Genomic DNA, 24,353 nt, shown 5'->3' on the forward strand with positions numbered 1-24,353 from the left:
ACGGAAGGGAAAGTCATGACCGAACCTGCCGACCTCGTGTCCGAGATCGAAGCGCTGGAAGAGAAACTGCAACAGGCCAAATCCTCGATCACCCGCCGCTTCATCGGGCAGGAGAGGGTCGTCGACCTGACGCTGACGGCGCTGCTGTGTGGCGGTCATGCCCTGCTGATCGGGCTGCCGGGCCTGGGCAAGACGCGGCTGGTGGAAACCCTGTCCACCGTCATGGGCCTGCATGGCAATCGCATCCAGTTCACCCCTGACCTGATGCCGGCCGACATTCTGGGGTCCGAGGTTCTGGACACCGCCGAGGATGGCAGCCGCCATTTCCGCTTCATTCCTGGCCCGATCTTCTGTGAACTCTTGATGGCGGACGAGATCAACCGGGCCAGCCCGCGCACCCAGTCGGCGCTGCTGCAGGCGATGCAGGAACGCACGGTGACCGTCGCGGGCGAGGATCGCGCGCTGGGCGTGCCGTTCCATGTGCTTGCCACCCAGAACCCGATCGAACAGGAGGGCACCTATCCGCTGCCCGAGGCCCAGCTGGACCGTTTCCTGGTGCAGATCGACGTGAACTATCCCGACCGCCAGACCGAGCGTGACATCCTGCTGGCCACTACCGGCGCGGCCGAGGAGGAGGCGCACCAGATCTTCACCAAAGAAGAACTGCTGGCCGCGCAGGTTCTGCTGCGCCGGATGCCGGTGGGCGAGTCGGTGGTCGAACTGATCCTCGATCTGGTGCGCGCGTTCCGCCCCGAAGAACCCGGCGTATCCGAGCGCGTGTCCGAGACCGTCGCCTGGGGCCCCGGTCCGCGCGCGGCGCAGGCGCTGATGATGACGGTGCGGGCGCGGGCGATGCTGCAGGGCCGGCTGGCCCCCAATGCCGAGGATGTGCTGGACATGGCGCGCCCGGTGCTCAGCCACCGGATGGCGCTGAACTTCGCCGCGCGGGCGCGCGGCGACAGCTTGGCCGACCTGATCGAAACCACCGCGGCCGGGCTTGTCCGGGCCGAGGCGGCGGCGTGAACGCGGCCCGCACCCTTCGCGAAAGATCCGAGGCCGAGGCGTCCCGGCTGCCGCCCTTGTTGGCGCGGGCCGAACACCTGGCCGGAACCGTGCTGCTGGGCGATCACGGCCGGCGGCGTTCGGGGTTGGGCGATGATTTCTGGCAATACCGGCCGGCGCAAATCGGCGACAGCCGGCGGATGATCGACCACCGGCGCTCGGCCCGCGGCGATCAGCAATATGTGCGCGAACGCGAATGGCAGATTGCGCAGTCGATCATGCTGTGGGTCGATCAGGGCGCCTCGATGCGCTTTGCGTCCGACAAATCTCTGCCCACCAAGGCCGACCGGGCCCGCCTTCTGGGGTTGGCCACGGCGATCCTTCTGGTGCGCGGGGGCGAGCGTGTGGGCCTGACCGGAACAACCCTGCCGCCCCGGCGCGGCAACGCCCAGATCATCCGGCTGGCGCAGGCCCTGTCCGAAGATACCGAGGCCGAGTATGCCCCGCCCGAGCACCGCGCCATGATCCCCCATGCCCGCGCCGTGTTCATCTCTGACTTCCTCGGCCCTCTGGACGAGGTCGAACTGGCCCTGACCAAGGCCGCCGACCGCGGCGTGCGCGGTGTGCTGCTGCAGGTTCTGGACCCGGGTGAGGAGAACTTCCCCTATCGCGGGCGCACCATCTTCGAAAGCGTCGGCGGCACGGTCCGGCACGAGACCCTCAAGGCCGGCGACCTGCGCGAGCGCTATCTGGCGCGGCTGGCGCGGCGCAAGGATGACCTGACCCGCCTGTGCCGGGTGACCGGGTGGCAGCTGGGCCTGCACCATACGGGCGACAGCGCGCAGGCGGCCCTGTTGTGGCTCTATCGTGCGCTGGACGGAGGGGCGCGATGACGGTTCTGGCGGGCATCGGCTTTACCGCGCCATGGGTGTTGCTGGGTCTGCTGACCCTGCCGATCCTGTGGCTGATCCTGCGCGCCGTGCCGCCCGCGCCGATCCGCCGGCTGTTCCCCGCGGTGACCCTGTTGCTGGGCCTGAAGGACGACGAGAGCGTATCTGACCGCACCCCGTGGTGGCTGTTGCTGCTGCGGATGCTGGCGGCGGCGGCGATCATCATTGGGCTGGCCGGCCCGGTACTGAACCCGTCGCGCGATGAGTCCGGATCGGGGCCATTGCTGCTGGTTCTGGATGCCAGCTGGGCCGGGGCCACGCGCTGGCCCGCCACGCTGGATCAGATCGACGCGCAGCTGACCGAAGCCGGACGGGCCGGGCGCCCCGTGTCGATCCTGCGCCTGACCGAGCCGGAACCGCCGGTCTTCCAGGCCGCCGAAGCCTGGCGCAATCGCCTGCCCGGGCTGGTTCCGCAGCCGTGGCAGCCGGACGCGGCGCAGATCGAACAGGCCCTGGCCGACCTGTCGGCGGTCGAGGGCGGGTTCGATACGCACTGGTTCACGGACAAGCTGGACTATCCGGGCCGTGAAAGCCTGCTGTCCGCGCTGCAGGCGCGGGGCGCGGTCACGGTCTATCGCGCGGCGGCGCCGATCCTGGCGCTGCGGCCGGCCACCTATCAGGACGGGGCGATCCGGCTGACCGCGGTGCGCGCCACACCCGGTCCGGCGCAGACCGTCACCATCAATGCGCAGGGGCGCGACCCTGCGGGCGTGATGCGCCTGCTGCAATCGGTCGAGGTCAGCTTTGACAGCGGCGCGACCCAGGCGCAGGCCGATCTGGCGTTGCCGTCCGAACTGCGCGCCCGCATCACTCGGTTCGAGCTGCAGGGCCAGCGGTCGGCCGGGGCGGTGTCGCTGACCGATGACAGCCTGCGCCGGCGCGAGGTCGCCCTGATCGCCGGAACCGTCAATCGCGAGGGGCTGGAGCTGTTGTCGCCGCTGCACTACCTGACGCAGGTGCTGATCCCCACCGCCGATTTCGTCGAGGGCGGGCTGACCGAGGTTCTGCCCGCCAACCCGGATGTGATCGTGCTGGCCGATGTGGCCAAGCTGACCCCCGCCGAACAGGCCGGATTGGTCGAATGGGTCGAGCAGGGCGGGCTGTTGCTGCGCTTTGCCGGTCCGCACATGGCAGGCAGCGATCTGGGCCGCGATGCCGAAGACACTTTGCTGCCGGTGCGGCTGCGCAGCGGTGGCCGCTCGGTCGGCGGCGCGATGAGCTGGGGCGAAGCCAAGGGGCTGGCGCCTTTCCAGGAAGGCTCGCCCTTTTACGGGTTGCGGATCCCCGACGACGTAACCGTCAGCACCCAGGTGATGGCGCAACCCGACCCGAACCTGGCCGACCGGGTGATCGCTGCGCTGTCGGATGGCACGCCGCTGGTGACGCGCAAGCCGCTGGGCCTGGGTCAGGTGGTGCTGTTCCATGTCACCGCCGATGCCGAATGGTCGACCCTGCCGCTGTCGGGCCTGTTCGTCGAAATGCTCGACCGGCTGGCCGTGGCCTCGGCCGCCAAGACCCGGCAGGTCGAACAGCTGCAAGGCACCACGTGGGAGCCGATTCAGGTGATGGACGGGTTCGGAACCCTGTCTGATGCGGGCAATCTGGCCGGTGTCGATGGCCCGGCGCTGGTATCCGGCGCCCTGGGCCCCGACCTGCGCCCGGGTCTGTATGAAAGCGGCAAGCAGAAGCTGGCCCTGAACGTGCTCACCGAGGACACCACGCTGCGCCCGATAAGTTGGCCTGCGGATGTGCCCATCAAGGGGCAGGAGGTCAGTGCCGAAACGCCGATCGGGGGTCTGCTGCTGAGCCTGGCCCTGATCCTGCTGGCGGTTGACGTCGTGGCCTCGCTGGCTCTGTCAGGGCGCCTTGGGCTGGCGCGGGCGGCGGCGGTCGCGCTGGGTGCGGTTCTGATCGCACCGCAGGCGCATGCGCAGACGCCCGAGGAGACTGAATTCGCCCTGCAGGCGACCAAGGAATTGGTGCTGGCCCATGTACTGACCGGCAATGCCCAGATTGACGACGTCGCCCATGCCGGGCTGCGCGGCCTGTCGCAAACTCTGTTTTATCGCACGTCCGTCGAACCGGCCGAGCCTATGGGTGTGGACCTTGAACGTGATGAACTGGCCTTCTTCCCGTTGCTCTACTGGCCGATCACGCCGGATCAGCCCCAGCCTTCGGCCGAAGCTTATTCTAAGCTGAATGGCTATCTGCGGTCGGGCGGGATGATCCTGTTTGACACGCGGGACGCCAACATCGCTGGGTTTGGCGCCTCGAGCCCCAATGGCCGCAAGTTGCAGCAACTGGCTGCTCCGCTGAATATCCCTGCGTTGGAGCCTGTTCCGCGCGATCACGTCCTGACCCGCGCGTTCTACCTGTTGCAGGATTTCCCCGGCCGCTTTGCCGGAACCGAGGTCTGGGTCGAGGCCGCGCCCCTGGACGCCGAACTGATCGAAGGCATGCCCTTCCGCAACCTCAACGACAACGTCACCCCGGTGGTGATCGGTGGCAACGACTGGGCCGGGGCCTGGGCAATCGACCGGAACGGGCAGGCGCTGCTGCCGGTCGGGCGCGGCTATGCCGGAGAACGCCAACGCGAGCTGGCCAACCGGTTCGGCGTCAACCTGGTCATGCACGTGCTGACCGGGAACTACAAATCCGATCAGGTGCACGTGCCTGCTCTGCTTGACAGGTTGGGCCAATGACCGGTTCCGTCATCTTTGACCCGCTGATCCCGTGGCTTGTGCTGGTGGTCATCGGTTCGATCGCTTTGGCCGCGACGGTTCTGGCGCTGTGGCGCGGGCTGTCGGGTTGGGCGTTGCGCGGACTGGCGGCGCTGGTGCTGCTGGCGGCTTTGTCCGGCCCGGTCTACCAGATCGAGGACCGCGCTCCGCTGACCGACATCGTGTTGATGATCGAGGATGAAAGCGCCAGCCAAACCCTGTCGGACCGCGCCGAACAGACCGCGCAGACCGCCGAGGCCTTGGCCGCCGAGATCGAGGCCCGCGACAACACCGAACTGCGCCGCATCACCGTGGGCGACGGCGACGGAGACGAAGGTACCCAGGTGATGGCGGCGCTGAATGCCGCGCTGGCCGAGGAACCGCGCGCCCGGATCGCCGGAATTCTGGTCTTGTCGGACGGCATCGTGCATGACGTCGATCAGGCCCCAGACCTGCCCGCGCCGATGCACCTGTTGCAGACCGGTCGCGCGCAGGACTGGGACCGCCGCCTGATCGTGCGCAACGCGCCGGCCTTTGCAATCATCGATGAGCCCGTCACTCTGACCTTGCGGGTCGAGGACAGTGGCGCGGTGCCCGCCGGTCCGGCGTCCGCCCCACTCGAGATCGCGGTGGACGGGGGCGAGCCGCAGCAGTTCAGCATCCCGATCGGTGTGGATGTCGAGCTGCCAGTGACCCTGCCCCATGGCGGGCGCAACGTCATCCAGTTCACGGTTCCGCAGGCCGATGGCGAACTGACCGACCGCAACAACACCGCCTTGATCCAGATGAACGGCGTGCGCGATCGGCTTCGGGTTCTGTTGGTCTCGGGCGAGCCGCATCCGGGCGGGCGAACCTGGCGCAATCTGCTGAAATCCGACAGCTCGGTCGACCTGGTGCATTTCACCATCCTGCGCCCGCCCGAGAAACAGGACGGGGTTCCGGTGGACGAACTGTCGCTGATTGCATTCCCCACGCGCGAGCTGTTTCTGGAGAAGATCAACGATTTCGACCTGATCATCTTTGACCGCTACAAGCGGCGCGGCATCCTGCCGGCGATCTATCTGGACAACGTGACCAACTACATCAATGACGGAGGTGCGGTGCTGATTGCGGCCGGACCCGACTTTGCCACCGCCGACAGCATCTTCCGCTCGCCCCTGTCTGCGATCCTGCCGGCGCAGCCCTCGGCCCGGGTCATCGAAGAACGCTACGTGCCCACGGTGACAGACCTGGGCCAGCGTCATCCGGTGACCGCCGATCTGGGTGAGACGGGCGATTGGGGCGCATGGCTGCGCCAGATCGACGTAAAACAGCGCTCGGGCGAGCTGCTGATGACCGGCGTCGAAGATCGACCTCTGCTGGTGTTGGACCGGGTGGGGGAAGGACGCGTGGCGCTGCTGGCTTCGGACCACGCCTGGCTGTGGAGCCGCGGCTACGAGGGCGGTGGCCCGCAGTTGGAACTGCTGCGCCGCCTTGCCCACTGGATGATGAAGGAACCCGAGCTTGAAGAAGAGGCGCTGTGGGCCGAGGCCAACGGGCAGTCAATGCGCATCATCCGCCAGACCCTGAACGAAGAGGTGGGCCCTGTCACGGTCACCCGACCCAATGGCGACACGCTTGAAGTGCCCTTGCGCGAATTGTCCCCCGGCCGGTTCGAGGCGCAGTATTTCGGGCCTGAAATTGGGCTCTATCGCCTGCAGGAAGGTGAGCTGTCCTCGGTCATCGGCCTTGGCCCTGCGGCGCCGCGGGAATTCGAACGCACCATCGCAACAGCTGAAATCCTTGAACCGGTCATGGCCGGGATGCGCGGCGGGGTAATCCGGGTCGAGGATGGGCTGCCGGCAATCCGCAACGTACGCGCCGGGCGCCCTGCGGCCGGGCGTGGCTGGATCGGTCTGACCCCGCGCGAGGCATATGAAACCCGTGACGTGACCCAAGCCGGACTGTTGCCGCCCTGGCTGGTGCTGCTGTTGGCGGGTGGCTTCCTGCTGGCGGGCTGGTTGCGCGAAGGACGGCGCTGATCGACCTTTGGCCTTAAACAGATTTTCACGGTCTGCGGGAATGCTGATCCCGAACCGACCGGGAAGATGACCATGAGTGTTGCAGAAAAACTGGCACAGGAACGGCGGGCGCGTCTGGCCGCCGAACGCATGCTTGCACTCAAGCAGAGTGAACTGTCCGAGGCCAATCGCAAACTGGGTGAATACGCGATGGCCCTGACCAAGCGTATTGGCGAGACTGAGGCCGAGGTCGAAACCGTGCGTGGCGAGAATGAAAAGGTCAAATCGGACCTGACCGTTGCAAATGCCAAGATCGAAGTGGCCGAACGCCGCCTCTGGCACTCGATCCAGACGATCCAGGACGGTTTCGCCTTCTTCGACGGCAGTGATCGGTTGATCAGCGCAAATACAGCCTATCTGAGCGTGTTCGAAGGACTGGATGAGGTCGCGCCCGGGATATCCTATCCCCGCATTCTTGATCTGCTTACCACCGAGGGCATCATCGATATCGGGTCGGAACCGGTCGAGGCATGGAAAACCCGCATGATGCGCCGCTGGACCCGGATCAACCCGCCGCCCGAAGTGATCCAGCTGTGGAATGGGCAATATATCAAGCTGATCGACCAGCGCGGGCAGGGCGGCGATGTGGTCAGTCTGGCCCTGAACATCACGGCCTCGGTCCAGCATGAGGCGCAACTGCAGGCCGCGCGCGAGAAGGCCGAGGCCGCCAACCGGGCCAAGTCGGCTTTCCTTGCCAATATGAGCCATGAGATCCGGACCCCGATGAATGGCATCGTCGGGATGACCGACCTGCTGTCGGAAACGCCTCTGAATGAGGAGCAGAGGCTTTATGTAGAGACGATCCGCAATTCGGGGGACGCGCTGCTGGTCATCATCAATGACGTTCTGGACTATTCCAAGATCGAAGCGGACAAGCTTGTGCTGCATCCCGAGGATTTCGATCTTGAACGTTGCATTCTCGAAGTTGCGATGCTGCTGCAGCCCACGGTGCGCGACAAGGGGCTGACCTTGCTGGTCGACTATGACCTGTTCCTGCCGACGCTGTTCGTGGGTGATCCGGGCCGGGTGCGTCAGGTGCTGACCAATCTGGTGGGCAACGCGGTCAAATTCACCGCCCAAGGCCATGTTCTGATCCGGGTCACCGGAGTACCGCATGCCGATCAGAAGACCTGCGACATCCACATTGCGATCGAAGACACCGGAATCGGCATCGAAGCGGACAAGATCGAGCACATATTTGGCGAGTTCAATCAGGTTGAAAACGAAAAGACCCGCGCCTTTGACGGCACTGGCCTTGGTCTGGCCATCACCAAACGCCTGATTACCTTGATGGGTGGCTCGATCTGGGTCGAGAGCGAGGCCGGCAAGGGGTCGTGCTTTGGGTTCCGCATCACACTGCCCACCGCCGAAGGCCCTCAACCGGCACCGCCTGCCTTGGCGGACAGGCTGAAACATGTCCTCGTGGTCGAGGATTTGGCCGTCAATCGGGCCATTCTGAACAAGCAGCTGCGGCGTTTGGGGGCCGAGGTGACGGTTTGCGCCACAGGCACCGAAGCGCTGAGGGCGGTGGATGCGTCGGTCGACCTGATCCTTTGCGATCACGATCTGCCTGACATGGACGGGCTGGATTTGGCGGAAACTCTGCGCAAGCGAAGCTGGTCCGACGTTCCGATCGTGCTGATGTCCGCAAACCCGGCCATCGTACACGCCGATCCGAACCATCGGCTGATACAAGGGGTGGTTCAGAAACCGATCCCTCGGGCCGAGCTGTTCTCGCGGCTTCAGGCGCTGGGCGCGGCTGTGTTGCCGGCGCCTGTTTCCCCGCCCTGCCGCGCAGAGCCGGCCCAATCGTCCGGCGGAAACACGAAGCTGCGCAAGATGCGCGTTCTGGCAGCCGAGGACAATCGCACCAACCAGTTGATCCTGAGCAAGATGACCAAGGATCTGAACATAGACCTCAAGCTGGTGGCCAACGGGCTTGAGGCTGTCGAAGCCTTTGCGAAATTTGCCCCTGACCTGATCCTTATGGACATCTCGATGCCCAAGATGGACGGAAAGCAGGCCACGAGTGAGATTCGCCGACGCGAAATCGGCACAGGGCAGCATGTGCCGATCGTGGCGCTGACCGCTCATGCCTTGGCCGATGACGAGCACAGCATCCTTGGGGCCGGGCTGGATCACTACCTGACGAAACCGCTTCAGAAGAAGCTGATTTGCGAGATGATCCAGTCCAACTGCCCGACGGATGCGCAACCTGTCATTGTCGAGCCGGCTGGTGCGGTCTAGGCTGACGCCATGTCACAGGAACGAGGTTTTCGCCCCCGCGCTTTGGGTGAAATCGCAATACGCTGCGCCGACATGGCAGCAATGGTTGATTTCTATGAAAACGTCATCGGGCTGACCCGCCTGCATGGCGGCCATAACAGCGCCATCACATTCTTTCGGATTGCGGATGGGTTCGAAGGACACACACAGGTTCTGGCGCTTTTTCACCATGGGGCAGCGCCGCGGCCGGGTTTGCACCCCACCGGTGCCGACAAACCCGTGACCGGGGCGCAATCGTCGCTGCACCATGTCGCCTTGTCTCTTCCCTTTGCGGAACAGGAGGCCGTCATGCGCTGGTATGACCAAATCGGCCAGCCCTATCGTGTCGAACGGTTCGGCTGGATCGGTTGGCGCGGAGTATTTACCACGGACCCCGAGGGCAACACGGTCGAACTGGTGGCGTATGATGCCTCGATGCTGGATCAGGCCTGATAGGGGCGCACGAATACCGGTTTGTCCGGTTCCGACAAATCAGACCGATACGCATAGCCGCCGGTGTCGAAATCCCGGAGGCCCGCAGGGTCGGTCAGCCGGTGCTGGATGATGTACCGCGCCATTGAGCCGCGAGCTTTTTTGGCAAAGAAGCTGACGATCTTCGGTGCGCCGCCCTTGTCCTCCATAAAGACAGGGGTGATGACCCGCAGTTTCAGCGCCTTGGGGGCCACCGCGCCAAAATATTCCTGGCTGGCGCAGTTCACCAGCGTATCGGTGCCGATCTCCTCGGCCTGCGCGTTCAGCGCCTTGCTCAGCTGGTCGCGCCAGTAGTCATACAGGGTCTTGCCGCGCCGGGTCTTCAACCGGCTACCCATTTCCAGCCGATAGGGCTGAATGGCGTCCAGCGGGCGCAGCAGGCCGTAAAGCCCCGACAGGATGCGCAGATGATCCTGCGCCCAGGCCAGTTCGTCGGCGTCCAGCGAGGCGGCCTCGAGCCCCTGATAGGTGTCGCCGGCAAAGGCCAACGCGGCCGGGCGGGTGGTCTCGGGCGGCGGGGTATCGGCAAAGGTGCGGAACCGGTCGCGGTTCAGCCGGGCCAGATCGTCGCTGAGGCTCATCAGCTTTTTTAGTTCTCCCAGCGTCAGGTTGCGCGCGGTTTTCGCCAGCCGGATCGCGTCGTCCTGAAAATCGGGCTGGGTCGGCGTCGCGTCCCGTTCTGCCCAGTCCAGCCGTTTGGCCGGAGAGATCACCACCAGCATATCTACCCCCTTGTACGTGCCTGCCCGCCGATACCTAGCCCGCCGCGCGCAGCACGTCCAGAAAGGCGGCCGCGAAACGTTCGGCGCGGCGGTCGCCCAGAATTTGCTCCAGCGCGCGGTCGTCGTCGGGCCGCATCTGCGCAACCTTCGCCAGTTGCGCGGCCGAACAGCTCAATGGTTTGTCGATCCCGTCCGGGCCTCGGGCCAGCTGTGCCTGCACCTCGAGCAGACGGTCGTAGATATTTCCCTGTTCACGCCCGGCCAGCTTGCGGCGCGCCGGGTGGACCGCCTGCGCCTCGCCCGCGATTACTTCGAGGAAGGTGTCGCCATAGCGGTCCAGTTTTTTTGCGCCCACGCCGCCGATCCGGGCCATCTCGTCCAGGGTCATGGGGCGTTTTTCCGCCATCTCGATCAGCGTGCGGTCGGGGAAGATGACATAGGCGGGCACACGGGCGGCCTCGGCCAGGGCGCGGCGCTTGGCCTTGAGCGCCGACAGCAGGGGCGCATCCTCATCCGAGACCATCATCTTGACCGCGGGCCGCCGGGTGGCCTTGCGCAGCGTGTCCTTGCGTAGGGTGATCTGCGCCTCGCCCTTCAGGATCGGCTTGGCGGCCTCGGTCATGCGCAGGGCGCCGTGGCGTTCAGGGTCGGGGCGGACCAGGTCATGGCCCATCATCTGCCGGAAGATCGCCTGCCATTGCGGGCGCGACCAGTCCTTGCCGATGCCGTAGGTGGGCAATTCGTCATGCCGCCGGGCGCGGATCTTGTCGGTGTCATTGCCCAGCAGGATGTCGATCAGGTGGCCCGAACCGAACCATTCCTCGGTGCGCAGGATCGCCGACAGGGCCATGCGCACCGGGGTGGTGCCGTCGAACAGCTCGGGCGGGCTGTCGCACAGGTCGCATTTGCCGCAGGGCTCGGCCTGTTCCCCGAAATAGCCCAGCAGGGTCTGGCGGCGGCAGTGCAGCGCCTCGGCCAGACCCAGCAGCGCGTTCAGGCGGGCATGATCTGCGGCGCGGCGTTCAGGCGGGGCCAACCCCTCGTCGATCTGGCTGCGGCGCAGGCGGATGTCGTCGGGGCCGAACAGGGTCAGGGTTTCGGCCGGCCCACCGTCGCGGCCGGCGCGGCCGATTTCCTGGTAATAGGCCTCGATCGATTTCGGCAGGTCCGCATGGGCGACCCAGCGGATGTCGGGCTTGTCGATACCCATGCCAAAGGCCACGGTGGCCACCACGAGCAGCCCGTCCTCGCGCGCGAAGCGGGTTTCGACGATGCGGCGGTCTTCGGCTTCCATCCCGCCGTGATAGTGGCAGGCGCTGTGGCCCTGTTCGCGCAGGGCCTGCGCCAGCACTTCGGTCTTGTTGCGGGTGCCGCAATAGACGATGCCCGACTGGCCCCGGCGGGCGTCGGCGAAATCAAGGATCTGCTTGCGCGGGCTGTCCTTCGCGGCAAAGGCCAGGTGGATGTTCGGCCGGTCGAAGCCACGCAGGAACTTGCGCGGGGGCGTGCCGTCGAACAGTTTCTCGACGATCTCGTCCTGGGTTTCCGCATCCGCCGTGGCGGTGAAAGCGGCCAAGGGCACGTTCAGCGCGCGGCGCAGCTCTCCGATCCGCAGATAGTCGGGGCGGAAATCATGGCCCCACTGGCTGACGCAATGCGCCTCGTCCACGGCGATCAGGCTGACATTGATCCGCCGCAGCATGCCCAGCGCCGAGCCCGCCGCCAGCCGTTCGGGCGCCATATACAGCAGCTTCAGCCGCCCGGCCTCGAGCGCCTCCCACACGGCGTCGGTTTCCTCGGGCGTGTTGCCCGAGGTCAGCGCACCGGCTTCGACCCCGGCCTCTTGCAGCCCCCGCACCTGGTCGCGCATCAGGGCGATCAGCGGCGAGATCACCACCGTGACGCCGTCGCGCAGCAGGGCAGGCAGTTGGAAACACAGGGATTTGCCGCCCCCGGTGGGCATGATCGCCAGCACGTTCTCGCCGGCGGTCACGGCATCGACGATCTCTTCCTGCCCGGGGCGGAAGTCATCGAATCCAAAGACATCTCGCAGCAGAGGCGCGGCGTCGAACATGTGCGGGGGTGCCCTGTTTCAAGATTTGACTGCTCTTGAACGGACAATCACACAGTCGGAATCGGGGAACAAGAGGTCAGTAGAAATAGACCGCGTTGTTGATGAGGATGATCCGCAGCGCATAGACCCCGATCAGCACCACCAGCGGCGTCAGGTCCAGACCGCCCATGTTGGGCAGAATGCGGCGGATCGGGCCGTAAATCGGTTCGAGCAGGCGGTTCAGGCCGTACCAGATCTGGGCGACCAGCTGTTGATGCAGGTTCAGGACCTGGAAGTTGATCAGCCAGCTCATGATCACATGGGCCAGGATGATGAACCAGACGATGTCCAGGATCAGCAGCAGGATTTGGATCAGCGACAGCATGGGCACCTCGTTTTCCGTACGGCCTGAGACCTAAGTGCCCAAGCGGCAATAGGCAAGCCCGCAGTCACAGAACGCTTGCGAAATGGCCCAAAGGCCCGTCTTATGAAATCAAAAGCAGGCAAGGGGCAGAGATGGCAGAGATTTCCAAGCGCAGGCGCATCTGGGGCTGGTGGTTTTTCGACTGGGCTAGCCAGCCGTATCACACCCTGTTGGTGACCTTTGTCTTTGGCCCGTATTTCGCCGGCGTTGCGGCCGAATATTACGCAACCGTCGGGATGGATGCCGAAGCCGCCGCCGCGCAGGCGCAGACGGTCTGGGCCAACTGCCTGACGATCACGGGGCTGATCATCGCCTTCGGCGCGCCGCTGCTGGGGGCCATGGCCGATGTCTCGGGGCGGCGCATCCCGTGGATCTTTGCCTTTTCGGTGATGTATGCCGTTGGGTCTGCGGCGCTATGGTTCACGCTGCCGGACGGGTCGAACATGTGGCTGATGCTGTCGGCCTTCGGTCTGGGCTTCGTGGGGGCCGAATACGCGCTGATCTTCATCAACTCGCAACTGCCCGATCTGGGGGACGACGATGAGGTGGGCGAGATCTCGGGCTCGGGCTTTGCCTTCGGCTATTTCGGCGGGCTGATTTCCTTGGCGATCATGCTGGCGCTGTTCGTCGAGCAGCCCAACGGGAAGACGCTGATCGGGATGGAGCCGCTGTTCGGTCTGGACGCCGGCACGCGCGAAGGCACGCGTTTCGTGGGGCCGTTCACCGCCGGGTGGTTCATCCTGTTCATGGTCCCGTATTTCCTGTGGGTGCGCGACGATCCCGCCGCCGACAAAAAGGGCAGCGTATCCGAGGCGCTGAGTCTGCTGGGCAAATCCGTGGCTGCCTTGCGGCACCGGGTCAGCCTTGCCAGCTATCTGGGGTCATCGATGTTCTACCGGGACGCCCTGAACGGGCTGTACAGTTTCGGCGGCGTCTATGCGCGGCTGGTGTTGGAATGGGACCTGATCAAGATTGGCGTCTTCGGCATCATCAGCGTGCTGGCTTCGGCAGTCTTCGCCTGGATCGGCGGCAAGCTGGACCGGAAATTCGGCCCCAAGCCGGTGATCCTGACCGCGATCTGGGTTCTGATCCTGGTCTGCACCACCATCGTGTCGATGGACCGGACGCAGATCTTCGGCATCGCCCTGCCCCAAGGGTCGGGCCTGCCGGACATGGTGTTCTTTGGCTGCGGCATCCTGATCGGTGGGATGGGGGGCATTCTGCAATCGGCCAGCCGTTCGTTGATGGTGCGCCACACCGACCCGGCCGCCCCGGTCGAGAGCTTTGGCCTCTATGGTCTGTCGGGCCGCGCCACCGCTTTTGCGGCGCCTTTGCTGATCGGAATTGCAACAACCGCGACCGGCAGCGCTCGGTTGGGGGTGTCTCCGATCGTCGGGTTGTTTATTCTGGGATTGTTCCTAATGCGCTGGGTCAAACCGGAAGGGGATCAGAGCAGATGATTTCATTACGTTTTTTGGTATTTTTGGCAGGAATTGCGCTGGCCGGAGCGGCTGGGGCCCAACCGCTGGCCAAGCAGTTGTTCGGGGCTCAGAAGGACAGTTCGCAACAAAAGCCGGCCGCTTTCGGCAGTTATTCGCGCGGATGCGCGGCCGGATCGGTGCAACTGCCCGAGACCGGACCCACCTGGCAGGCGATGCGCCTGTCGCGCAACCGCAACTGGGGCCATCCGCAAGCCATCGACTTCGTGCAGGACCTCAGCCGTTTTGCGGCAAGGCAACCGGGATGGAACGGGCTGTACATCGGGGATATCAGCCAGCCGCGCGGCGGGCCGATGACCTCGGGCCACCGCAGCCACCAGCTGGGCCTGGACATCGACATCTGGATGCTGCCCGGTGACAACATGCGCCTGTCGCGCAAGGCGCGCGAGAACATCTCGTCGGTCTCCTTGCGGCGCTCGAACGGCGCCTATGTGAACGGCAACTGGACGAAACAGCACCACGCCATCCTGCGCGAGGCGGCCAAGGACAAACGCGTGGCCCGCATCTTCGTGTTTCCGGGCGCCAAGGTGCAGATGTGCAAGGAAGAGAAGGGCAACCGTGCCTATCTGCGCAAGATCCGGCCCTGGTGGGGGCATCATTATCACTTCCACGTCCGGCTGAACTGCCCGCGCGGCTCGCGCGGGTGCGTCAATCAGGATCCGCCGCCCAAGGGTGACGGCTGCGCCGAGGCCGAACAGTGGGTGCGCAACATCCTGAACCCGCCGCCGCCCGACCCCAACGCGCCGCCTCCGAAGAAACGGCGTGAGTATGTTCTGGCGGATCTGCCCCAGCAATGCGCCGCCGTCTTGCAGTCCAACTGATCGCCAGCCTGTTTCTGGCCGGTTCCGCCTGGGCGGTCGAAGTCAAATCGGCCGAATATCTGGGCAGCTTTGCATGGCGCGCCGGCCATGACTGGTTCGGCGGGTTTTCCGCCATCCATGTCTCGGATGACGGGCAGCACGCATGGGTGCTGAGCGACCGCTCCACCCTGGCATCGGTCCGCATCGACCGGGATGGCGATGAGATTGTCGGCATCCGTATTGTTGGCCACTGGCCGGTTCTGTCCAGCCGGGGACGGATCATGCCCGGCAGCTCGGGTGACTCCGAGGGGCTGGCGCTGGCGCCGGATGGCAGCTTCTACCTCTCGTTCGAAGGCGTGCATCGCGTGGCCCGTTATGCCGCGCCCGGTGCCCATGCTCAGGTGCTGCCGCGCCCCAAGGCCTTTGACGCGCTCGACCAGAATGGTTCGTTCGAGGGGCTGGCCATCGACGCCCAGGGTCGCCTGTACACGTTGCCCGAGAAAAGCCGCACGGCAAATGGCGACATTCCGGTCTATCGGTGGAACGGGCGCGCCTGGTCCACGCCCTTTGTCCTGGCGCAGCGGGACGGTTTTCTGCCCGTAGCGGCCGATTTCGGTCCGGACGGGCGGTTCTACGTTCTGGAACGCGCGGTCTCGCTGACCGGGTTCCGGTCGCGTTTGCGTCGGTGGCGGATCGCGGGTGATACACCTGCGGCCGAGGAAATCCTGTTCCAGACCGGAACCGGAACCCATGACAATCTCGAGGGGCTGTCGGTCTGGCGCGACGGGCAGGGGCGGTTGCGGGCCACGATGATCTCGGACGACAACTTTCTGGCGCTGCAGCGTACCGAACTGGTCGAGTATCTGCTGCCGGATTGACACGGGCCGATCCCGGGTCTAGAAGCGCGGCTTGCCTTGGGACGGTCCCTTGGCCAAGTCGCCGCTACCTTGTCAAAACGGGCATCAGAACATGCAACGCAACTTTATCCCCGGCATTCTTGCCATGGCCGCCATCGTCGTGGCCTCGAACATCCTGGTCCAGTTCCTGATCTTTGATGGGCTGTTGACCTGGGGTGCCTTCACCTACCCGCTGGCCTTTCTGGTCACCGACATCATGAACCGCGTCTATGGCGTGGGCCCGGCCCGCAAGGTCGTCTTCGCGGGCTTCGTCACCGGCGTGATCTGCTCGCTGATCGGCAGCCAGATCATGCTGCAGGGCGACGGCTTCACCTACGTCGCCGTGCCGCTGCGCATCGCCGTGGCTTCGGGAACGGCGTTCCTGATCGCGCAGCTGACCGACGTCACCGTGTTCAACGCCATGCGTGAAGGCCGCTGGTGGCGCGCGCCGCTGGTATCCACCCTGGTCGGGTCGGCGCTGGATACAGCGATCTTCTTCACCATCGCCTTCTCGGCCTCGGTGACCTTCTTCGGCGCCGATGCGGATGCGGCCATCAACTGGGCGTGGGAGCCCGTGCCCTTCATGCTGTCAGGCCCCGAAGCGCCCCTGTGGGTGACGCTGGCCTTTGCCGACTGGCTGGTGAAGCTGTCGCTGGCCTTGGTCGCACTGATCCCCTTCAAGGTGATCGTCGCCCGCCTGACCGCACAGCCCGCGTAAAAAACGCTTTGAGAATGGCACAAGTTGTGTCACCATCCTTTTCAACCGCAACAGATAGAAAAGGAGGTGATCCAGTGTCGAGAAAGAGATTGGAGAGAGGTGTCGGAACAACCGGGGGGACCGCCTGCTAGGGCAGCCCTTGGCGGAGCGCGCGCTCCGGCTGGTCGATTGATCTAACCGACCCGACCTCCTGAACTTTCGAAGGGCCGTCCCGCCGGGGCGGCCCTTTCTGTTTCCGGGTGGCGCCTGTAAGGTCGCGTCCATGTTGCGCATCACCGACGATATCACCCTGCACGATTGGGAAATGACCGAGAGCTTCATCCGCGCCTCGGGTCCCGGCGGGCAGAACGTGAACAAGGTCTCGACCGCGGTCGAGCTGCGCTTCGAGGCGGTGCGCTCGCCCTCGCTGCCCGATCCGGTCAAGGCGCGGCTGAAACGGCTGGCCGGGCGGCGCTGGACCAAGGATGGCGCGATCATCATCCAATGCGACGAGACCCGCAGCCAGGCCCGCAACCGCGAGATCGCCCGCGCCCGTCTGGCCGAGCTGATCGGCAAGGCGCTGGTCAAACCCAAGCGGCGGATCGCGACGAAGCCCACCTATGGCTCGGTCAAGCGCCGGCTGGCGGCGAAAAAGGCCCGGTCCGACGTCAAGGCGCTGCGCGGCAAGGTGGCGGAAGATTGATCTGGCATCTTTCCCTGCCGTTGCTAGTCTGACCGCAACAGGCGGCAGGGAGGCAAGGCCATGAGGCTGGAGGGAAAAACCGCAATCGTGACCGGCGGCGCATCCGGGTTCGGGGCCGGGATCGTGCAGAAATTCCTGACCGAGGGCGCACGGGTGATGATCGCCGATATCAACGGGGATGCCGCGCGTCACATGGCGGCAACGCTGGGCCCGCTGGCCGACCACTGCCAGGTGGATGTCTCCGACGGCGACTCGGTCCAGGCGATGGCGGATGCGGCGCTGGGACTCTACGGCCACCTCGACATCCTTGTGAACAATGCCGGCGTGACCCACCTTCCGACGCCGCTGGAGGAGGTCAGTGAAGAAGACTTCGACCGCGTCTATCGCGTGAACATGAAGTCGGTCTTTCTGACCGCGCGGGCGCTGGTGCCGCATATGAAATCGCGCGGGTCGGGGGCGATCCTGAACGTCGCCTCGACCGCCGGATTGTCACCGCGCCCGAACCTGAACTGGTACAACGCCTCCAAGGGCTGGATGATCACCGCAACCAAGACCATGGCGGTCGAACTGGCCCCGTCCGGTGTGCGCGTGAACGCGATCTGCCCGGTGGCGGGGGAAACGCCGCTGCTGAAATCCTTCATGGGCGAGGACACGCCCGAAATCCGCGCAAGGTTCCTGTCGACCATCCCGTTGGGCCGGTTCTCGACCCCGCAGGACATGGGCAACGCCGCCTGTTTCCTGTGCTCGGATGAGGCCAGCATGATCACCGGCACCGCGCTCGAGGTGGACGGGGGCCGCTGCATCTGAGCCTGTCCTTCATCTGGCTAGAGATATCCCCGCCAGAGGCAGCCCGCTTTCCCGCAGTAAAGGACAAACTTCAATGACCCCCGGACCCAGAAACCTGATCACCGACGTGCCCGGCCTGCTGGTGGGCAACGCACAGGACGCGGCCCTGAAATCCGGCGTCACCGTCCTGACCGGAGATCAATCGCTGCGGGCCTCGGTGCATGTGATGGGGGGCGCCCCCGGCACGCGTGAGACCGATCTGCTGGCCGCCGACAAAACTGTCGACCGGGTGGATGCGATCGTGCTTTCAGGAGGCTCGGCCTTCGGGCTGGATGCCTGTTCGGGCGTGATGGACGCGCTGCATGCACAGGGACGCGGGTTTCAGGTGGGGTCAGCCGTGGTGCCGATCGTACCCGGGGCGATTCTGTTCGACCTGCTGAACGGTGGCGACAAGGCGTGGGGTGAAAACCCGTACCGCGCCTTGGGCCGGGCCGCATTCGACGCCGCGGCGGAGAGGTTCGATCTGGGCAGCGCCGGGGCCGGAACCGGCGCGCTGACGGCCATGTGCAAGGGTGGGCTGGGCTCCGCCTCGGCGGTGTTGCCGGGCGGCGTGACAGTGGGTGCGCTGGTTGCAGCCAACCCGCTGGGCAGCGTCATCACCCCGGGGGACCGGCATTTTTGGGCCGCCCCGTTCGAGATCGGGGCCGAGTTCGGCGGGCTGGGGCCGGATGCGGCGTCCGGACTGGGGGACCCCGTGCCCAGCCGCAAGGCCCGGGCAATGGGCCATCCCCCGCCCGACAAGGCCAACACGACCATCGCCATCGTCGCCACCGATGCCGCCCTGACCAAACCGCAATGCCAGCGCATGGCGGTGGCCGCCCATGACGGGATCGCCCGCGCCATCCTGCCCGCCCACACGCCGGGCGACGGTGACCTGGTGTTCGGCGTCAGCACGGGGCGGATCCCTTCTGCCGAGGCCGATCTGGCCCTGCTGGGCCACGCCGCTGCCCTGTGCCTGACCCGCGCCATCGCGCGCGCGGTCTATCATGCGAAACCGGCGCCGGGCGACCTGTTGCCGTGCTGGTCGGATCTGCAAAATACGCCTTGAAAATATACCTTTTTGACTGCGTCAGGTCGCCGCCGCGCGTCAAATTGCGCATTGACTCTGCGCGCGTTTGATACTGGTTAAAGGGCAGCCAATTCATATCGGAGCAACGCCAATGAAACGTATCATCGCGACTGCCATCGCCGGCCTGCTGGCCGTGCCGGCCCTGGCCGAAGGCGACGCCGAAGCCGGTGCCAAGACCTTCAACAAGTGCAAGTCCTGCCACATGATCGCAACGCCCGACGGCGAAGCCATCGTCAAGGGCGGCAAGACCGGGCCGAACCTGTACGGTATCGCTGGCCGCGCCGCAGGTGCAGAGGAAGGCTTCAAATACGGCGACAGCCTGGTTGCGGCCGGTGAAAAAGGTCTGGTCTGGGACGAGGAAAGCTTTGTTGCCTATGTTCAGGACCCCAAGGCGTTCCTGAAGGACTACCTGGGTGAAACCTCGGCCAAGTCGAAGATGACCTTCAAACTGAAGAAGGGTGGCGAGGACGTCTTTGCCTATCTGCAAAGCGTTTCGGCCGAATAAGCCGCACTTGCCAAAAAACCGGAACAAGTACAAAAGGCCGCAGCCCTGCGGCCTTTCGTGCGCTTGATTGCAACGTCGATCATCGCCAGTTTTGTCGCAGACCAAAAAAACACTGCGCCCAATCCGCCAGCGCATCGCGCCCGGTCGCCGATGCCGCCAGACCGACGCAGTCACACCAGGAGAGGACAGATGGGAATCATGATCCCGGCTTGGGTTCATGGCGAGCTGACACCCGTGGACAAGCTGGAAGCCCACGAAAAGGGGCTCAAGCACAAGGCGGTCTCGGTCTTCGTCGTGCGGGGCACCGAGATTCTGATGCAGCGCCGCGCGCTGGGCAAGTATCACACGCCCGGCCTGTGGGCGAACACCTGTTGCACCCATCCCGACTGGGACGAAAACTCCTCGGACTGCGCCGTGCGCCGCCTGCGCGAGGAGTTGGGCATTACCGGGCTGTATCCGGAATACCGGCACCGGCTGGAATATCATGCGGATGTCGGCAACGGGATGGTCGAGAACGAGGTCGTGGACGTGTTCTTGGCGCATGTGCGCGGGCCGCTGAAGATCGAGCCCAACCCCGATGAGGTGATGGAGATCCGCTGGATCGACTACCACGATCTGCTGGCCGAAGTGCGCCGTCACCCCGAACGGTTCACCCCGTGGCTGAAGATCTATCTGCACAATCACGCAGACACGATCTTTGGCCCCGACCTGATCATCTCGGCCAAATCCTGACGCGCCCATCTTGCAAGGGCTGACGAAGCCGCATACATCACGGCGTCATGGCCAAGCAGAAGACAGACCCCAACTACAAGGTGATCGCCGAAAACCGGCGGGCCCGCTTTGATTACGCGATCGAAGAGGATATCGAGTGCGGCATCGTGCTGGAAGGGTCCGAGGTCAAGTCTCTGCGCGCGGGCGGGGCGAACATCGCCGAAAGCTATGCCGCGGTCGAGGATGGCGAACTGTGGCTGATCAACAGCTACATCGCGCCCTACGAGCAGGCCAAGGCGTTCAAGCACGAAGAGCGCCGTCGGCGCAAGCTGCTGGTGTCCCGCAAAGAGCTGTCGAACCTGTGGAACGCCACGCAGCGCAAGGGCATGACGCTGGTGCCGCTGGTGCTGTATTTCAACCACAGGGGTCGGGCCAAGCTGAAGATCGGCATCGCCAAGGGCAAGAAGATCCACGACAAGCGCGAAACCCAGGCCAAGCGCGACTGGTCGCGCCAGAAACAGCGCCTGCTGAAGGATCACAGCTGACCCGGGCTGCGCCGCGGGTCAGGATGGATCAGAACGCCATGGTGGCCTGCACCGCCCGTTTCCAGCGCGCATAGGCCGCTTCGCGGTCAGCCTCGGGCAGGATCGGTTCGAACCGTTGGTCCAGCGCCCAGGTTTCGGCAAATCCGGCCTGATCGGGGTAGACCCCGGCCTTCATCCCCGCCAGCCAGGCTGCGCCCAGCGCCGTGGTTTCCTGCATCACCGGCCGGTCGACCGGCGCGCCCAGAATGTCCGACAGGCCCTGCATCGCCCAGTCGGACGCGCTCATCCCGCCATCGACCCGCAGAATCACGTCCGCGTCGGCGCCCCAATCGCCCTGCATCGCGTGCCACAGGTCGCGGGTCTGGAAGGCGATGCTTTCCAGCGTGGCCCGTGCGATCTCGGCCCGGCCCGAGTTGCGGGTCAGGCCGAACATGGCGCCGCGGCAGTCGGGCTTCCAATAGGGCGCGCCCAGCCCGGTGAAGGCGGGCACCAGCACCACATGCTGGTTGGGGTCGGACTGCGCGGCCAGTTCGCCGCTTTGCGGGGCCGAGTCGATGATCTGCAGCGCGTCGCGCAGCCACTGCACCGCCGCGCCCGCGATGAAGATCGAGCCTTCCAGCGCATAGGTCCGCTGACCGTCCAGCTGATAGGCGATGGTTGTCAGCAGGCGGTTTTTCGACTCCACCGGCTGCGTGCCGGTGTTCAGCAGCGCGAAACAGCCCGTGCCATAGGTGGATTTCATCATCCCAGGCTGGAAACAGGCCTGCCCGATCGTGGCGGCCTGCTGGTCGCCGGCCACGCCCAGAATCGGGATCGTCCTGCCGAACAGGCCGGTCTGGCCGAAATCGGCCGCGCAGTCGCGCACCTCGGGCAGCATCGACAGCGGCACGTCCAGAAGATCGCAGATCTCGGCGCTCCAGTTGCCCTTGTGGATGTCGAACAGCAGGGTGCGCGCGGCGTTGGTGGCGTCGGTGGCGTGGACCTGGCCCTCGGTCAGGCGCCAGATCAGGAAGCTGTCGATGGTGCCAAACAGCAGCTCGCCCGCCTCGGCCCGGTCGCGCGCGCCGGGTACGGTGTCCAGTATCCATTTGACCTTGGTGCCCGAGAAATATGGGTCGAGCAGCAGGCCGGTCTGGGCGGTCACGTCATCCTCGCAGCCCGCGTCGCGGAACCGCTGGCAGATCTCGGCGGTGCGGCGGTCCTGCCAGACGATGGCGTTGTGGATGGCCTTGCCGGTCACCTTGTCCCAGACCACGGTGGTTTCGCGCTGGTTGGTGATGCCGATCCCGGCGATCTGGTCGGCCGAGGCGCCCACCTTGTCCATCACCTGCCGGCAGACGTTCAGGACACTGTCCCAGATTTCCTCGGGGTCGTGCTCGACCCAGCCTTCCTGCGGGAAATACTGGGTGAATTCCTGCTGTGCGGTGCCCACGCGCTGCATCTGCGCGTCGAACAGGATCGCGCGCGAGGACGTGGTGCCCTGATCGATTGCCAGAATATAGGTCATGCCCGTGCTCCCCCCGGTCGTCATTTTCAGGGGACATTAGGCGATTGGTCGGGGCCGTTCCAGACCCCAGTTTCAGGCCACCGGCACGTCGATATTGTCGATCAGGCGCACGCCCTCCAGCCAGGCGGTGGCGAACAGGCGCGCGGGGCGCGTGGCGGCGGTCAGCGGCGCAAGCGTTTCGGCGCAGCGCAGGTCGATATATTCCACCTCGGAAAAGCCCGCCGCCAGCAGCGTCTCGCGGGCCGGCCCCACCAGATCGGCGAACGCGGCGCCCTGCGCCAGTTGCCCGGCCATGTCCTGCATCAACGCTTGCATCCGCGCCCCGGTCGCCAGCCCCTGGTCCGACAGGCGCAGATTGCGCGAGGACATCGCCAGCCCCGAGGGCTCGCGCACGGTGGGGCAGCCGATCACCTCGATCGGGATGTCCAGATCGCGGGCCATGCGGCGCACGACCATCAACTGCTGATAGTCCTTTTCGCCGAAATAGGCTCGGTCCGCCTGCGTCTGCAGGAACAGTTTCGCCACGACGGTCGCCACGCCGTCGAAATGTCCGGGGCGGAATTCGCCCTCCATTACGTCGGTCAGGCCGGCGACGGACACGGTGGTGACGAACCCGTCCGGATAGATCTGGTCCGGGTCGGGGACATAGATCGCATCGACCCCCAGCGGCGCCAGCTTGGCCGCGTCGTCCTGCTCGGTGCGCGGGTACTTGGCCAGATCCTCGGGGTTGTTGAACTGCTTGGGATTGACGAAGATCGTCACGATCACACGGTCGCAATCGGCCCGCGCCGCCTGTGCCAGCGACAGGTGCCCCTGATGCAGCGCGCCCATGGTGGGCACCACGCCGATGGTCTGGCCCGCCCGGCGCCAGGCCCGGGTCTTGGCGCGCAGCTCTGAAAGGGAGCGCAGGATGGGCGCGGTCATGCCTTGCCCCCCTTGGCGGGCGCCTGATCGGCAAACACATGCTCGGCCGCGGGGAAGGTGCGGGCGCGCACCTCGGCGGCGTATTCGGCGATGGCGGCCTCGGCCAGCGGGCCCAGATCGGCATAGCGTTTGACGAATTTCGGTTTGAAGGCCGTGAAAAAGCCCAACATGTCGTCAACCACCAGGATCTGACCGTCACAGCCGGCCGAGGCTCCAATGCCGATGGTAGGGATGGGCAGCTCGGCGGTGATCCGGTCGGCCAGACCCTGCGGAACCTTCTCGAGCACGACGGAAAACGCCCCGGCCTCGGCCACGGCGCGGGCGTCGGCCAGCACCGTCTCGGCCTGTTCGTCGCGGCCCTGCACCTTGTAGCCGCCCAGCGTGTTGATCGATTGCGGCGTCAGACCCACATGCGCCATCACCGGGATGCCGCGCTTGACCAGAAAGCGGATCGTCTCGGCCATCTCGACCCCGCCTTCCAGCTTGACCGCGCCGGCGCCGGTCTCGGCCATCAGCCGGGCCGCGTTGCGGAAGGCCTGCGCAGGGCTTTCTTCATAGCTGGCAAAGGGCATGTCGATGACCATCATCGCCGTCTCCAGCCCGCGCGCCACGGCCTGCCCGTGCAGGATCATCATCTCCATCGTCACGCCCAGGGTCGAGCTCAGCCCGTGCAGCACCATGCCGACGCTGTCGCCCACCAGGACGAAGTCGCAATGGGGGTCCATCAGCCGGGCCATCGGCGTGGTATAGGCGGTCAGGCTGACCAGCGGATCGCCCCCTTTGCGGGCGCGGATATCCTCGGCATTCGGGGCTGTCTTGCGGGCGGTGGCGCTCATGCTCGCTCCTCGCGGGGTTCATGTTGCAGCGCGGCATAGCAGATCGGCAGGGGCCAGAGAAACCCCGGTTGCGCGAACATTTCCTTGAATGACCCAAGGTTTGCAGGGACATTGTTTCCGTCAGGGC

22 protein-coding genes are annotated in these 24,353 nt (G+C 65.4%); 16 read left to right on the top strand and 6 right to left on the bottom strand.

What is annotated here, in order from left to right; genetic code table 11:
• The first annotated feature begins 15 nt into the window (after window positions 1-15).
• From ACR3EL_RS00900 to ACR3EL_RS00925, 6 genes are all read left to right on the top strand, one after another.
• Window positions 16-1,023 (top strand): AAA family ATPase, encoded by a 1,008-nt coding sequence (locus ACR3EL_RS00900; protein WP_093964056.1) that lies wholly within the window; start codon window positions 16-18, stop codon window positions 1,021-1,023.
• A complete protein-coding gene (locus ACR3EL_RS00905; protein WP_480720056.1) occupies window positions 1,020-1,895 on the top strand; it encodes a DUF58 domain-containing protein in 876 nt (291 codons plus the stop codon). Before ACR3EL_RS00900 ends, ACR3EL_RS00905 begins: the two co-directional genes overlap by 4 nt.
• Window positions 1,892-4,654 carry a DUF4159 domain-containing protein gene (locus tag ACR3EL_RS00910; RefSeq protein ID WP_480720060.1) on the top strand — a complete coding sequence of 921 codons (2,763 nt, stop codon included), beginning with the start codon at window positions 1,892-1,894 and terminating at the stop codon, window positions 4,652-4,654. The genes ACR3EL_RS00905 and ACR3EL_RS00910 overlap by 4 nt, the downstream gene beginning before the upstream one ends.
• Window positions 4,651-6,693, top strand: coding sequence for a hypothetical protein (locus tag ACR3EL_RS00915; RefSeq protein WP_480720062.1), 2,043 nt, complete (start codon window positions 4,651-4,653; stop codon window positions 6,691-6,693). Before ACR3EL_RS00910 ends, ACR3EL_RS00915 begins: the two co-directional genes overlap by 4 nt.
• A 72-nt stretch (window positions 6,694-6,765) precedes the next feature.
• Complete coding sequence (locus ACR3EL_RS00920) at window positions 6,766-8,979, top strand: response regulator (RefSeq protein WP_170340962.1); 2,214 nt, start codon at window positions 6,766-6,768, stop codon at window positions 8,977-8,979.
• A gap of 9 nt (window positions 8,980-8,988) precedes the next feature.
• Window positions 8,989-9,450 (top strand): VOC family protein, encoded by a 462-nt coding sequence (locus ACR3EL_RS00925; RefSeq protein ID WP_170340964.1) that lies wholly within the window; start codon window positions 8,989-8,991, stop codon window positions 9,448-9,450.
• Here the strand turns inward: ACR3EL_RS00925 and yaaA are convergent.
• The 3 genes from yaaA to ACR3EL_RS00940 all read right to left on the bottom strand — a co-directional run bounded on the left by yaaA (window position 9,441) and on the right by ACR3EL_RS00940 (window position 12,649).
• A complete protein-coding gene (yaaA, locus tag ACR3EL_RS00930; protein ID WP_170340967.1) occupies window positions 9,441-10,211 on the bottom strand; it encodes a peroxide stress protein YaaA in 771 nt (256 codons plus the stop codon). The genes ACR3EL_RS00925 and yaaA overlap by 10 nt on opposite strands.
• Before the next feature lie 34 nt (window positions 10,212-10,245).
• A complete protein-coding gene (recQ, locus tag ACR3EL_RS00935) occupies window positions 10,246-12,285 on the bottom strand; it encodes a DNA helicase RecQ (RefSeq protein WP_170369067.1) in 2,040 nt (679 codons plus the stop codon).
• Between the two features lie 76 nt (window positions 12,286-12,361).
• Window positions 12,362-12,649, bottom strand: a complete 288-nt coding sequence (locus ACR3EL_RS00940; RefSeq protein ID WP_005980077.1) for a YggT family protein — start codon at window positions 12,647-12,649, stop codon at window positions 12,362-12,364.
• Window positions 12,650-12,780: 131 nt separating this feature from the next.
• Here ACR3EL_RS00940 and ACR3EL_RS00945 point away from each other — a divergent pair, with 131 nt between their 5' ends.
• From ACR3EL_RS00945 to smpB, 10 genes are all read left to right on the top strand, one after another.
• Complete coding sequence (locus ACR3EL_RS00945) at window positions 12,781-14,148, top strand: MFS transporter (RefSeq protein ID WP_170369069.1); 1,368 nt, start codon at window positions 12,781-12,783, stop codon at window positions 14,146-14,148.
• Window positions 14,145-15,008 carry a penicillin-insensitive murein endopeptidase gene (mepA, locus tag ACR3EL_RS00950; protein WP_170369070.1) on the top strand — a complete coding sequence of 288 codons (864 nt, stop codon included), beginning with the start codon at window positions 14,145-14,147 and terminating at the stop codon, window positions 15,006-15,008. The genes ACR3EL_RS00945 and mepA overlap by 4 nt, the downstream gene beginning before the upstream one ends.
• On the top strand, window positions 14,981-15,865 hold the full coding sequence (locus tag ACR3EL_RS00955) for an esterase-like activity of phytase family protein (protein WP_170369071.1): 885 nt from the start codon (window positions 14,981-14,983) through the stop codon (window positions 15,863-15,865). The genes mepA and ACR3EL_RS00955 overlap by 28 nt, the downstream gene beginning before the upstream one ends.
• Window positions 15,866-15,956: 91 nt before the next feature.
• Window positions 15,957-16,601: a queuosine precursor transporter gene (locus tag ACR3EL_RS00960; protein ID WP_170340977.1), complete on the top strand. Its 645-nt coding sequence runs from the start codon at window positions 15,957-15,959 to the stop codon at window positions 16,599-16,601.
• A 262-nt stretch (window positions 16,602-16,863) separates the two neighbouring features.
• Window positions 16,864-17,283, top strand: a complete 420-nt coding sequence (arfB, locus tag ACR3EL_RS00965) for an alternative ribosome rescue aminoacyl-tRNA hydrolase ArfB (RefSeq protein WP_170340979.1) — start codon at window positions 16,864-16,866, stop codon at window positions 17,281-17,283.
• A 60-nt stretch (window positions 17,284-17,343) separates the two neighbouring features.
• Complete coding sequence (locus ACR3EL_RS00970; RefSeq protein WP_170340981.1) at window positions 17,344-18,090, top strand: SDR family oxidoreductase; 747 nt, start codon at window positions 17,344-17,346, stop codon at window positions 18,088-18,090.
• A gap of 73 nt (window positions 18,091-18,163) precedes the next feature.
• Complete coding sequence (locus tag ACR3EL_RS00975) at window positions 18,164-19,177, top strand: P1 family peptidase (RefSeq protein ID WP_170340983.1); 1,014 nt, start codon at window positions 18,164-18,166, stop codon at window positions 19,175-19,177.
• Window positions 19,178-19,289: 112 nt separating this feature from the next.
• Window positions 19,290-19,703: a c-type cytochrome gene (locus tag ACR3EL_RS00980; protein ID WP_093964070.1), complete on the top strand. Its 414-nt coding sequence runs from the start codon at window positions 19,290-19,292 to the stop codon at window positions 19,701-19,703.
• Between the two features lie 189 nt (window positions 19,704-19,892).
• The gene (gene idi / locus ACR3EL_RS00985) at window positions 19,893-20,435 is read left to right on the top strand and encodes an isopentenyl-diphosphate Delta-isomerase (protein ID WP_093964071.1); all 543 of its coding nucleotides are present in this window, start codon (window positions 19,893-19,895) and stop codon (window positions 20,433-20,435) included.
• 47 nt (window positions 20,436-20,482) lie between these two features.
• The gene (gene smpB, locus ACR3EL_RS00990; RefSeq protein ID WP_480720070.1) at window positions 20,483-20,959 is read left to right on the top strand and encodes an SsrA-binding protein SmpB; all 477 of its coding nucleotides are present in this window, start codon (window positions 20,483-20,485) and stop codon (window positions 20,957-20,959) included.
• A 28-nt stretch (window positions 20,960-20,987) separates the two neighbouring features.
• Here smpB and glpK read toward each other — a convergent pair whose 3' ends face one another.
• The 3 genes from glpK to panB all read right to left on the bottom strand — a co-directional run bounded on the left by glpK (window position 20,988) and on the right by panB (window position 24,226).
• The gene (gene glpK / locus ACR3EL_RS00995) at window positions 20,988-22,466 is read right to left on the bottom strand and encodes a glycerol kinase GlpK (RefSeq protein WP_480720072.1); all 1,479 of its coding nucleotides are present in this window, start codon (window positions 22,464-22,466) and stop codon (window positions 20,988-20,990) included.
• A 72-nt stretch (window positions 22,467-22,538) separates the two neighbouring features.
• Entirely contained in the window at window positions 22,539-23,390 is an 852-nt protein-coding gene (gene panC / locus ACR3EL_RS01000) for a pantoate--beta-alanine ligase (protein WP_170340990.1), read from the bottom strand.
• Entirely contained in the window at window positions 23,387-24,226 is an 840-nt protein-coding gene (gene panB, locus ACR3EL_RS01005; protein ID WP_170340992.1) for a 3-methyl-2-oxobutanoate hydroxymethyltransferase, read from the bottom strand. The genes panC and panB overlap by 4 nt, the downstream gene beginning before the upstream one ends.
• Window positions 24,227-24,353: the final 127 nt, after the last annotated feature.

It is taken from the genome of Ruegeria sp. BJ3 (genome assembly GCF_056535665.1).